Raw genomic sequence first — 13,135 nt, 5'->3', positions numbered from 1 at the left:
TTAATTGGATACTAAAAAAGCAAAGGGACTGTGACAAAAATTAAATTTTGTCACAGCCCCTCTTTTATTCGGATAAACGTGTTCCATAAGTCAAAATTCTCCGTCTAACTTCGAATTACTCATAGCAAAGTACTCGCTATGTTCGTAATTTCGAGTTAGCACTCAAATTTTCCCGACTTATGTCACACTCTCTCTTTTATTCCACATAATAACCGCTAACAAACACGTACAGGTTTTGCTTAAATCAAATTAAAAGCAGTTTGCTTATAGCCGTACCTCATATGATTGTGCGACCCGATCAGCAGCCATGCGACCCTCATGGATCCCCCAGATAACTAAACTTGGACCACGCCGCGCATCCCCTGCAACTAAGACTTGATCATCATTAGTCGTATAATCATCATTCACCTCTGTGATCTCAAAGGCTGATAAGACTGATTGTTGCGCTCCAGTAAAGCCCATTGCTAAAAGCACCAAATCAACCGGTTGCTCAGCTTCAGTTCCTGCAACTGGTTTAAACAGTTGTACATCACTCGTAGTCATGCTAGTAAGTTGCCCGTTTTTACCCTTAAATCCAACAGCGGTAGACTCATAAGATGTCAGCTCACTTCCAAAAAGCTGCTGCGCCTCTTGTTGACCATAGCCTGTTTTAGCAACCATTGGCCATTGTGGCCATGGGTTACTAGCAGCACGTTTCGTGGGTGGTCGTCGCGTAATTTCAAGCTGTTGAATTGCTGCAGCTCCCTGACGGACTGCGGTTGCAATACAGTCATTTCCAGTATCTCCACCGCCAATTACAACCACCTTCTTGCCAGCTAAGCGCTGGTTAGCCCGTGGTCCATCTTTAAGAACCTGTTTGGTGGCGAGTGTTAAATAATCAACCGCCTGCATGATTCCTTTAAGTTCACGACCTGGAACCTGCAAGTCGCGAGCTGCACGTGCACCAATGGTTAAAATAATCCGCTCATATTGAGCCTTAAGCTCTTGTGCAGTCACATCCACTCCAACATTTGTATTTACCACAAATTTAATTCCGACAGCTTCCATCACCTTAATTCGACGTGCAACAATCTCTTTTGGCAATTTCATATTAGGAATCCCATACATTGTTAAACCGCCTGGTCGATCGTCGCGTTCATAAACTGTAACATCGAAACCAAATTTATTCAGCTGCCAAGCTGCCGATAAACCAGCAGGACCACTACCAACGATCGCAACTTTAATGCCATTGCGCCGGACAGGCATTCCGCTGTCAACTACCCAATCGTATTTGAAACCTTGTTCAATAATAAAACGTTCATTATCTTTAATCGTAATTCCCTGTCCATGAAGCGCCTCATTACAAGAAACTTCACAAGGAGCCGGACAAACCCGACCAGTAAATTCAGGGAGTGGATTCGTTTTGGTCAATCTTTCAAAAGCTTGCTTATCTTCCTGCCGATATACCAGATCATTCCACTCAGGAATCAAATTATCATTCGGACAGCCACCAACTGCACGTCCACCAGCATAAAAGAAACCAACGTGACAGTGCGGTACTCCACAATTCATACAACGTGCTGCCTGGCGCCGTCGTTCTTCATCACTGAGCGGGCCTTGCATCTCTTCAAAGTCTTTGATGCGTTCTGCCACACTGCGATATGGGTTATTGACCCGTGGATATTTCATAAAACCAAATGGATCTGCCATTTTCGCTTCCTCCTCTTATTTCATGATTGTTGGCTGGGCACCAACCACTACGTCAAATGCTTTTTGTTTAAGTTGCGCGTTGCTGACTCCTTTAACAGCATATTTGGCCATAATTTCGTTAATCTGGCGGTATTCTTTCGGATATACTTTAACAAAATGCTGTTGCGCTGTTTGCCAATTATCTAAAAGATCCTTAGCCCGCTGTGAGCCAGTATAGTGATAGTGCTTCTTAAGCAGTTCAGGAAGAAGCTCATCATTTCCCTTTTCATTTAGTTTAAAGAGTTCAATCATTTCAAAATTACACTTTTGCGCAAAATCACCGTCTGGATCGTAAACATAAGCAAGCCCACCAGACATTCCTGCTCCAAAGTTGCGCCCGGTTGAACCCAGAATTACTGCAACACCATCCGTCATATATTCACATCCATGATCACCGATTCCTTCGACGACCACTTGCGCCCCAGAATTGCGAACACAGAAACGCTCGCCGGCACGTCCATTAAAGAACGCTTCTCCACCAGTTGCTCCAAAACAGGCTACATTTCCAACAATCGGCGCACCGCTAAAGAGTTTTTGGGCCTTTTTGGGAGCACGTACAATTAGACGACCACCGCTCAGGCCTTTGCCCACATAGTCATTTGCTTCACCAATTAAATCAAGTTCCAAACCTTGCGTAATAAATGCTCCAAAACTCTGACCGGCAATTCCAGTATACTCAAATTTCAAACGACCAGCGGGTAGCCCGTCATTTCCAAAGCGCTGTGCAATCCAGCCACCAATTCGCGCCCCAACAGTTCGCATTCGATTGTTAATTGACTGTTTAATTACTACTTGTTTGCGCCCAGCAATTGCCGTCTCAGCAAAGGCATTTAATTCTGGCCACTGGTCCTTAGGTGCAAACGGATCAGTTGCTTTACGTTGAATCCCAATTGAAGTTCCCAAGATACGTGAAAAATCAAGTGATTTTGCTTTGCCTTTTGCAATAAAGCGTGGCTGCAAATTCTCCGTATGACCAACCAACTCGTCAATCGTCCGATAACCTAAAGCTGCCATTTCTTCACGCAGATCCTCAGCTAAAAATTGCATACAATTTTTAACATGTTCTGGCTTGCCAATAAACAGCTTGCGCAACCCCGGATTTTGAGTTGCAATCCCTGTTGGACAGGTATTCTTACTGCAAACTCTCATCATAATACAACCAATTGAAACTAACACTAAGGAAGCAAAACTGAATTCCTCGGCACCCAGCATAATTGCGATCGCAATATCACGCCCTGTCATTAACTTACCATCTGTTTCAAGTGTTGTCCGTTGCCGCAGATTATTAAGTGCGAGTGTCTGGTGTGCTTCCGCTAAGCCCATTTCCCAAGGCAAACCCGCATCACGGACAGAATTTCTCGGTGCTGCACCAGTTCCGCCATCATAGCCGCTAATAACAACCTTATCAGCACCAGACTTCACAACACCTGCAGCAATTGTACCTACTCCAGTACTTGAAACCAACTTAACCGTAATTTTGGCAAACGGATTAACCTGTTTTAAGTCATGAATCAATTGTTTTAAATCTTCAATTGAATAAATATCATGATGCGGTGGCGGTGAAATCAATCTTACACCTGGAACGGAGCCGCGAATTTCAGCAACCCACGGGAAATTTTTGTTTCCTGGCAACTGTCCACCTTCACCAGGCTTAGCCCCTTGAGCAATTTTAATCTGAAGTTCTTCCGCACTCATCAAATATTCAGCATTAACACCAAAGCGTGCAGAAGCAACTTGTTTAATTTTACTATTCAAGTTACGCCCGTCAGCTTGCGGTTTAAAACGGCGACGATTTTCTCCGCCCTCACCACTATTGCTCTTAGCCCCTAGTTCATTCATTGCTTGTGCAATACATTCGTGTGCTTCCTGAGACAGTGAACCAAAGCTCATTGCACCAGATTTAAAGCGTTTCACGATCTGACTAACAGGCTCTACCTCACTTAACGGAACAGCAGCTTGTTGCAGCTTGATCTCCCATAGTGACCGTAATGTTGTTGGAGTACTTAACTCCTCTTGGCGCATTTCTTTTACATACTCCTGATAGAGGGGATAATCACCACTGCGAACGGCTTGTTGAAACTTGTACATGGTTAACGGGTTATATAAATGATGTTCTCCATCATGCCTAAATTTGAAGCTTCCACCAGACGATAGCGGCTCAATTGCCTTCATTCCAAAGGCACGCTGGTAACGTTCCAAGTATTCTGCTTCAATTTGATTAAGGGACAATCCTCCAATTCGACTCTCGGTCCCCGTGAAGTATTCATCAACAACTGTCTGGGACAGCCCGACTGCTTCAAAAAGCTGAGCTCCTTGATAACCGACAATTGTCGAAATTCCCATCCGGCTCATAATCTTAACGATTCCCTTTTCTGCTGCATGTCTGTAATTAGTCAACTGATCAGCTAATCCATATGCTTCCAAAGTTGCGTAAGCTCCATAAGGGTGAATTGCCGAAGCTCCATAACCTAGCAAGGTTGCAAAATGATGAATCTCGCAGGCCTCACCAGTGTCAACAATCACTGAAGCAAGTTCGCGCTTACCCTTGCGTACTAAATAATTGTTAAGCCCTGAGACTGCTAATAAAACAGGAATAATCAATTTATCCCGGGTAGCTCCACGATCAGTTAATAAAAGGAGATTTGCTCCATTGTCAATCTGACTTTCCGCTTCTTTAAACATGTCATCTAAAGCCTGTTCTAAGCGGTTTGTGCGGACAACATTATCATAACAAAGAGAAACTTCCGCAGCTTTGAAGCCGTACTTTCCATTCAAATGACGCAACTTTTCATAGGCTGCAGAACTTAACAAGGGGGTTTCTAATTTAATCTTCTTAGCATTTTGCGGAACATCGCTGGTAACATCTCCATCAGCTCCAAGAAACATCTCAGTTCCAATGACTAATTGCTCGCGAATTGCATCAATCGGTGGATTCGTAACCTGTGCAAATTGCTGTTTAAAATAGGTAAATAAAGATTGCGGTTTTTTGCTCAGTACAGACAATGGAGCATCATAACCCATCGAAATGACAGGCTCTTCACCGTTTTTAGCCATCGGAATTAAAGCATCCTGAATGACATCTTCTGTGTATCCATGACGCCGCCACAGAATTTTGAGCGCATTAGCAGAAAGTTTTTCATCAACGTCTGCTGCTGGTAAATCCTGCAAAGAATGTTGTTGCGTCTTCAACCATTCTGCATACGGATGCTGCTTGGCATAATGTTCTTTAATCTCTGCTGTCCGATAAAATTTACCAATGCTCGTATCTACTAAAATCATATCTGCAGGTCCCAGAATTCCTTTATCGAGAATCTCTTCTGGTGCAACATCATAGACACCTGATTCAGAAGCAACTACGAGGAAGTTTCCCTTGACTAACTGAAAGCGTGAAGGTCGCAGCCCATTCCGATCCAGAGCTGCCCCAACTTGAACCCCATCAGTAAAACACAGGGCGGCTGGCCCGTCCCACGGAGCAATAAAGCTAGCATTATATTCGTCAAAGGCCCGCTGCTTTGGTGTCAATTGCGTTTCTTTTCCCCACGCTTCTGGTACCATCATCAAGAGAATCTGTGGAATATCACGTCCATGACGATAAAGATATTCCATACAATTTTCCAATTTAGCCGAATCAGAGTCATCGTCATTGTAAATTTCAATGTTGTGGCTTACCATCCAGTTCTCAGCACGTTTTAATGTATTGATTTCCCCATTGTGTGCCACAAACCGAAATGGCTGTGCACGTTCCCAGCTTGGAAAAGTATTTGTTGAAAAACGTGAATGGATTAGTGCAATCGCTGCACTCATCTTCTCAGCGTGCAAATCAGGGTAGAACTCACCAACCTGATAGGCATGTAACATTCCCTTGTAACAAAGAGTCCGACTAGAGAGACTAACAATTGCAAACTCTTCCGCAGAAAATGTCTTTTCCAAATGACGCCGCAAGCGATACAGTTCATCTTCAAAGTCACGCCCAGCCGCAACTTCTGCTGGTTTGCGCATGATTACCTGTGCAAAACCTGGCATTGCTTTTTGCGCTGTCGGGCCACAACTTTCATACACATACGGAACATCTCGAACAGCCAGAATTCTAAAACCAGTTGCCGTAATTTCATCAGTTACAGATTGCAACATTGCCTGTTTTTCATCTTCTTGCTGCGGTAAAAAAAGCATTCCCACTGCGTATTCACCGGCAAGTGGCAACTTAAAGTTTTTTTGTGCCGCATATTCCCTAAAAAAGGCATCAGGCATGGATAACAAAATTCCGGCGCCGTCTCCAGTATCAGGTTCGGCCCCTGTGCCGCCACGATGATTCATCCGCTGCAGCATTGTCAGTGCTCGTTCGACCAGTTCATGACTTGCCTGGCCATCGATCTGGGTAATAAATCCCATCCCACAGGCATCATGTTCAAAAGTCGGACTATACATAGTTTCCTTTTTGATTTTCATTGTTATTCCCACCTTAATCTCCAAATTAACGCCTTCAAACTCATCAAAAACCGAACACTAAAATAAAATTTATTTTAAAGCAATCTAATGTAGTTTTAATTTTAATAAGCAATTTAGAAAATAACAAGCTGTACCCCATAATTCTTTGTAAACAAAAGTATTTAGACTTAAAAAGTTTGTTATCAAACATTGACTAACACTTAAAAATATTTCTAAACGTTGTAAATGTATTCTAACAGTTAACTGTTGCTGTGCCACGAATTTTCTGTCCAAAACTGAAATATTAATAGAATCAAAAAAATTGCACAAAATTAGTGTCTACCGATTTTATGAAAACTCTTTACTTGAATTGCTTGCTAAAGTGTTATTAGTTAATCACATATTTACGACGAAGAACTGTCACGTTTCAATTATCACTAGTCTTGTAGCAGTTAAGCAGCCTTAGCCACTAAAAAAGCACCTCCATTAAAAAGAGATGCTAAGTCGCGTTTATTTTAATTTTCATTTCAGAGCACCATACTTATTCTGATTAACAATATCAGTAGTGCCCATAAAATAATACTCGGTAAAAGCGCATATTTTAGCCCTTTGAAAAATTCCATTGTCACTACCTCCTTGCTCTTCTTATTAAGAAGGATAACGTAGGAATTTAAATAATTTACGAAGAACTCTTAAAGTTTTGCATAAATATGATTCCAAGCGCCCACTAATACATATTTTACGCGCAAAATTTCGTTTGAAGCAGCGTATCTTAATCTGTATACTTGTTGTGTAGTGGCAAAAATGGTTTAAATTGCGGAGCAACTATCTAGCACGAATTGGGGGAATTTGGCTCCAAAATACGCTGTTTGCATTTGCTAAGTTTTTAACTCAGGGAAGGTTTTTCTAATGAAAGATAAATTCACGCTAGCAGCTGGAATTTTAAGAAAACCGTTAATTGGCGTTTTCTCTATCTGGCTTTTATTAATTGTTTTTGGTATTCTACAAAATCCCAACTTTTCACTTTTGAATACAACACCTTTAATTGTGATAATTGCAGTCACTTTTTCAGTATTGGTAATTGCAATCTTCAAGATTCCAAAGATTCAGCAAGGTTGGCGATTCCTCTTTATCACTCACAAATGGTGGAGTGTATTCGTGATTACCGTTTTATGTCTGGTATGGCAGTTCTTCATCGTAACTCAACTTATTACTCCGATCGGTTTTGATGTTCAGTTTATTCACGGTGCACTGCAACACCCCCAATCAGCCGAGACAGCATGGTATTTTAAGTACAATCCGAATAACTTATTTCTAGTATTCTTCCAAAAAACGCTCCTAAACTTTTTTCATGCAACCCCAACATGGCATAATTTAGGGATCCTATCTTTTTGTTGTGTCGTTGGATCCTTCATTTTCAACACGCTATCGATTTATTTTTTAAAACCACAACACACCATTACTACCGTCTATTTGCAAGATCTCCTGCTTGTTCTTTTTCCAATGGTAATTGTGCCTTACTCTGATACCATGGTAATGCCTTTAGTCTCTTTTTATCTCCTTGGATTTATTTTGCTAAAGGTTAGGCACTCTTTTTCAATCCAGTTCTTAGGCTGCCTTTGCTTAGCGCTCGGTTTAACTGGTGCTTATTTGATGAAGCCATCTGCAATTGTACCATTTATTGCAATTATGATTTCAGAACTGCTGCTGGCTTTTGATCACATTTTTAGGATTCAGCGGTTACCACACTTAAAAAGCATTCTGCTTTTGTTTATTTTCCTAGGAATTACAATTCCGCTCACCTTACAATATCAGCATTTCGCAAACACACAGCATTTTATCACTTATGCGAAGGGCCATGAAGAACCTCCAATTCATTTCATTAGTATGGGCATGAGTAATGGCGGCGGCTTTAATCAGGAAGAAGTTATCCGTAATCAGCAGTTAAAAACCGTTAAAGAACGCTCCCGCTACTCACAAAAATTGATCAAACAACGTTTAAAGCATTTTGGTTTTTGGGGCTATCTTAAATTTTTACTGCTGAAAAATCAAAATAACACATCTGATGGAACTTTCGGCTGGAACAAAGAGGGCCGCTTCATTCTAGCTAAACCCACGAATCTAATTAAAGCCTTTTTCTATCCAGGTGGAAAATATCTTGGTGATTATTACTGGTTTGCTCAACTTTTTTGGTTAGTTTTTAGCTTAATTCTGCTATTAGGTGTTAATTACATTGATGAATTTTCTCAAGTCTTTAGATTGGCTATCATCGGCGGTCTAAGTTTTCTTTTGTTATTCGAAGGTGGTAGGAGTCGGTATTTAATTCAATTCTTGCCCGTTTTTTTACTGCTTTTTGGGCTAGTCGCCGAAACCGCCTTTGCCAAAATAAAAGAAAGTATGGCAGTTTTTAAAAAAGATTGATTACGCTTCTATCCTATCCTCTATTTTAGAAAACAGCCGTCAAGCAGTCGCAGCAAATTCAAGTTAGCGCAATCCTTTCTTTAATTAATAGAGTCCAAAAGAGAGTGTGACATAAGTCGGGAAAATTTGAGTACTAACTCGAAATTGCGAACATAGCGAGTACTTTGCTATGAGTAATTCGAGGTTAGACGGAGAATTTTGACTTATGGAACACGTTTATCCGGAATAAAAGCGAGAGTGTGACATAAGTCGGGAAAATTGAGTGCTAACTCGAAATTACGAACATAGCGAGTACTTTGCGATGAGTAATTCGAAGTTAGACGGAGAATTTTGACTTATGGAACACGTTTATCCGGAATAAAAGCGGGGCTGTGACAAAATTTAACTTTTGTCACAGCCCCTTTTAAAAACAAAAAAAGAAGAGGTTTTCCAGGCCTCTTCCGGCGGTGCTGTTTAAGTAGCGTCTATGGTTAATATACACAGATTAAATTAACATTTATCTATTTTTATTTGAAGTTATTTTGAATTATCTAAGATATTTGATAATTAGCAACATCAAAACCTAATTCTAACGAAAGCTTTCTTCACTTTTCAGTTAAGCTCATTAACAAACTCTAATAACTTTACCCTCAACAGCTAACTTTGCACCTTGTCAATTTTTGGTGCCCTTCACTGGCTAATGTAGTGCAGTTACAAATGCAAAGACCCCAAAGAAAATTCCTGGTAGATTTGCTAGAAAAACTGGCCAATCACGATTTTTCTTAAAATACGCATAAACACACCAGAACAAACAATTAATCGCAGCCACCAGCGGTTGAATGGGATTACCATAATTTCCCTGGAGGTTGCTCATGATTTGCGGTATGTATGAAACATACATTAACACAGATAAAACAGTCGCAACTCGACCTAGGACTTGAATAAACTTGTCTTCTTCCTTCAAGAAAGAACCTCCTTAAATATTCACACCATTCGATATAGTTGCAATTGTATACATTCCCCAGTTTGATTGCAAGCCCGTCACGCTTTTGACACTATTCGCAATCACTTGCCAGCGGCACTATAGAGCTAGGAAAACATTATCTTAGTTTTTGTAAATTCACCCCAAAATAGATTTAACTACAAGCCTGTCGTTATATTTTTGAAAAACATTACTTAACAAGACCTTCAAAACTCAGTTTCTGCCATTGTCTATTAAGCCTTGAATGCCTTTGAGAGATGCCATGTCCGTATTAGTTTCAAAAAACTAGCATCGTGCCCTATTTAATTTGTTAAATTTTTGACAAGTTCAAACTTGATGATTCAAAAAGGAAAAGTTGCCAATTAAAGGAAAGCTACAACTATTAAAAAACACTTTAAGCTCCAAATAGCTTTAAAGAATGCCCCTAAAAATACGCTTATTACCCTAACTGCACAGACAAAAGATATAAAAAAGCATTATATTAACCAACTCTTGTTCTTAATCGCCTTGAATAATAACTTGCAGAATTTCATCTACTTCAGAATTATATCCTTGTTACTCTATAATATGAAACTAGATTAAACAAAATAACCAATTATATTCTGTAATCCACCTATTATCGGCGTTTATATTAAGCGTTGTTTTTTAGCTCTATCTATTTTAAAATTAGCTTGAGCCTAATAAAATATTGTGCACTTCCTAAAACTGAAATTGTGCTTGCGGTTCAAGCAGTGAAGTCTATAATTATTTCGTACGTAATTAAAAACACTGCTTAGTTAGCATGCATAACAGAAAGGAATTTTTATGAGCGAAGAAGAAAAATATTTTATTTATAGAATTGGTATTTGTTTAGAGGAAGCTCTCGATGTGCAAAAAGCAGAGCTTACTGACCAAGACACTCTCGATGATGATTTTGCGATGTTTAAAGTCATTGAAGAACTTAATCGATATGTAGATGTCAGCAACGGTTGTAAAATGTTGGAAAATACCGATTAGAAAATGTCGGTTTTCCAACATTTTTTTACGGTAAAATAAACGCATCTCAAATTTGGAGGAACTGAAATGCGTTTAGATGTTGAGCAGTGTGTCCAGCAATATATTATGAACAAAATAAAGCCCAACTTCGCTGAAATTGGTCGGCGATACGGTGTTGATCCACGAACGGTAAAAAGATACTACAATTTAGGGCTTACGCCCCCAGATGAGCAGCCACAACCCTTACGGCGGCCGAGTAAACTTGACGATTATCGAAAAACGATTGAAGAAAAGGTTCTAGAAGGCTGTTCGGCAACGGCAATTTATTACTTTATCAAAGAACGTGGCTATCAAGGAAAGCAAAGTATTCTCAGAGACTATTGTCGAACCATCAGAAAAGCCGCAACGAAAAAAGCCACTATCCGGATTGAAACCTCGCCAGGGATTTCAGCCCAGGTTGATTGGAAAGAAGATTTAACGTTGGTTTCTCGGCATGGAGAGATTGTCAAAGGCAACATCTTCTTATATGTTTTAGGGTACTCGCGAATGAAATACATGCAATTTACCTTCAGTCGCAGCCAAATTACCTTTTTTGATTGCTTAACTAATGCCTTTTGGGCAACCGGGGGTGTGCCGAAAGAAATCTGGTTTGACAACCAAAAGGTTGTCGTCGATCATCATAAAAGTAATTTTGGTAAGCCGGTATTTAATGAAACCTTCGTTGAATACGCTAAGGACGCTGGTTTCAAGCCAATTGCTTGTCGACCGTTTCGGCCACAAACCAAAGGAAAGGTTGAGGCGCTGGCCAGAACTACTCAGCGAATCAAAGTTTACAACCATGAGTTTGAAGAGCCGCTAGACTTAGCCGAGATCGTCCATTTGACGTGTGATCAGCTGAATCATGAGAAGTCTCAGGCGACTCAAATTCCGCCTTATTTATTGCTTGATAAAGAAAAAGAGTATCTCCAGGATTTTGATCACGACTTACTCGATGCCTATGCCAGCCAAACCATCGCAAGGAAAGTTAGCAAGGAATCAATGATTGTCTTTCAAAATCGGAAATACTCCGTCCCCATAAGATATATTGACGAAACCGTACAAATTAAACACGATGACAATACTCTATACATTTATTATAACGGAGAATTAATTCGTTCTCACCCTATTTCACTGAAAAGATTTACTTACCTTCGCGATGACATGGAAGAGATTGTCCGATCAGACCTTTATAAGAATCGTGATGACCGAGTCATTGATGATTACGTCGACCGAAACCTGAAGATGTTTGATGAAATGGAGTGAGAAAATGGCCAATTACCAAGCTTTATACACCAACCTTAGACAATTAAAGTTAGATCGTTTCGCCGAACATTTAGGCTACCTATTGGATCATCAAGATGAAGCACCCAAGTCCTTGAGTGATGCCTTATTCGAATTGACAACGGCTGAGCTTAAATACCGGGAACAAAAAAAGATTAATTTGAGAATTAAACTAGCCCGCTTTCCATATGAAAAAACGTTAGCTGACTTTGACTTTAGTTATCAACCGGGAATTAACCAAGGGATAATTGAGGACTTGGGATCACTAAGATTCACCCAAGAGAATCAAAACGTTTTGTTTATCGGCACCTCCGGTGTCGGTAAAACTCACCTAGCCACCGCCATTGGAATTGAAGGGTGTAAACAAGGAATTTCAACGCAGTTTATTCGATGTAGCGACCTCATCAACAAGCTTCAAACAGCACAAGTTCAAGGCCGGAGCGAAGAAGTGCTACGCCGGTATGCCCGTTTTCAAATTCTAATCATTGATGAGATTGGTTATCTTCCAATTGAGTCAGTGGGCGCTAAGCTGTTTTTTCAGTTAATTGAAAGACGATACGAACGGAAATCAACCATTATCACCACTAATATTCCGCTTTCTAAGTGGGGAAACACCTTTTCAGATAAGATGTTAGCTAACGCCATTTTAGATCGCTTGGTTCATCACGCTAAAGTTATCCGAATCACTGGTCGATCATATCGAATGAAAGATCATTTAATTGAAAAGAAGGATAATTCCGGACCTGATTTATCAGGTTTCAACGCACAAAATAAAGAAAGGAGCAGTGAGACACTGTAAACTTTATCGGTAAAAAACAGCATTTTTTAATCGGCAAAAAACTACATTTTCACATCGGCGTTGACATGTAGAAGAAGATTCGTTTATTCGTCACAAGCTTTATCATGTGTATAAACAAAATTTGCAAGTTTAAGATGCTCATCAGCAATAGGTTCGTGAAAGTCATCCCTTTATTTGATCACCATTTTAAATGACTGTATAGCGCATCAGTTATTTTGATTATGCAGCCACTTGTCGGTTTTGTGTGCAACAAGTTCTTCAATTTCTTTTTCTGTCGCCCCGACTCTGATTAATAATGCCAGATTCACGAGTAAAACATCAACCAATTCCTCTTTAACATTATTACGATTAAGTCCCTTGTATCTATTGCCAGAGATTCCCTTGCTGGAAAGATACGCTTGGGCTGCTTCTCCCACTTCTTCAGTCAATTTCAGAAACTGCTGTTCGATGCTTTTAGGTTCTCTGTTGGCTGCTTTTTTGAGATGATCGTCAAGATATTTCATTCG

At 40.2% G+C, this 13,135-nt stretch carries 8 protein-coding genes; 4 read left to right on the top strand and 4 right to left on the bottom strand.

Going from position 1 to position 13,135, the window contains the following annotated elements; genetic code table 11:
* Positions 1–264 precede the first annotated feature (264 nt).
* Positions 265–1,689 (bottom strand): glutamate synthase subunit beta, encoded by a 1,425-nt coding sequence (locus AB3Y88_RS10630; RefSeq protein ID WP_056961210.1) that lies wholly within the window; start codon positions 1,687–1,689, stop codon positions 265–267.
* 15 nt (positions 1,690–1,704) lie between these two features.
* Positions 1,705–6,174 carry a glutamate synthase large subunit gene (gene gltB / locus AB3Y88_RS10625; protein ID WP_228889319.1) on the bottom strand — a complete coding sequence of 1,490 codons (4,470 nt, stop codon included), beginning with the start codon at positions 6,172–6,174 and terminating at the stop codon, positions 1,705–1,707.
* Positions 6,175–7,062: 888 nt separating this feature from the next.
* Here gltB and AB3Y88_RS10620 point away from each other — a divergent pair.
* Positions 7,063–8,574, top strand: a complete 1,512-nt coding sequence (locus AB3Y88_RS10620) for a hypothetical protein (protein ID WP_056961212.1) — start codon at positions 7,063–7,065, stop codon at positions 8,572–8,574.
* A gap of 676 nt (positions 8,575–9,250) precedes the next feature.
* Here the strand turns inward: AB3Y88_RS10620 and AB3Y88_RS10615 are convergent.
* Positions 9,251–9,517, bottom strand: coding sequence for a SemiSWEET family transporter (locus tag AB3Y88_RS10615; protein WP_054758163.1), 267 nt, complete (start codon positions 9,515–9,517; stop codon positions 9,251–9,253).
* A gap of 822 nt (positions 9,518–10,339) precedes the next feature.
* Here AB3Y88_RS10615 and AB3Y88_RS10610 point away from each other — a divergent pair.
* The 3 genes from AB3Y88_RS10610 to istB all read left to right on the top strand — a co-directional run bounded on the left by AB3Y88_RS10610 (position 10,340) and on the right by istB (position 12,629).
* Complete coding sequence (locus tag AB3Y88_RS10610) at positions 10,340–10,531, top strand: hypothetical protein (RefSeq protein WP_367293434.1); 192 nt, start codon at positions 10,340–10,342, stop codon at positions 10,529–10,531.
* A gap of 66 nt (positions 10,532–10,597) precedes the next feature.
* On the top strand, positions 10,598–11,812 hold the full coding sequence (istA, locus tag AB3Y88_RS10605) for an IS21 family transposase (RefSeq protein WP_228890254.1): 1,215 nt from the start codon (positions 10,598–10,600) through the stop codon (positions 11,810–11,812).
* Entirely contained in the window at positions 11,799–12,629 is an 831-nt protein-coding gene (istB, locus tag AB3Y88_RS10600; protein ID WP_313819558.1) for an IS21-like element helper ATPase IstB, read from the top strand. Before istA ends, istB begins: the two co-directional genes overlap by 14 nt.
* 206 nt (positions 12,630–12,835) lie before the next feature.
* On the opposite strand, the gene AB3Y88_RS10595 is transcribed toward istB, so the two are convergent.
* Positions 12,836–13,132, bottom strand: coding sequence for a MazG-like family protein (locus AB3Y88_RS10595; RefSeq protein WP_056961213.1), 297 nt, complete (start codon positions 13,130–13,132; stop codon positions 12,836–12,838).
* Between the last annotated feature and the right edge of the window lie 3 nt (positions 13,133–13,135).

It is taken from the genome of Liquorilactobacillus satsumensis (assembly GCF_964065465.1).
In the GTDB taxonomy this organism is placed as follows: Bacteria; Bacillota; Bacilli; order Lactobacillales; family Lactobacillaceae; genus Liquorilactobacillus; species Liquorilactobacillus satsumensis.
Note: the sequence above shows the minus strand (reverse complement) of the source record. Positions and strands in the feature narration are given on the sequence as shown.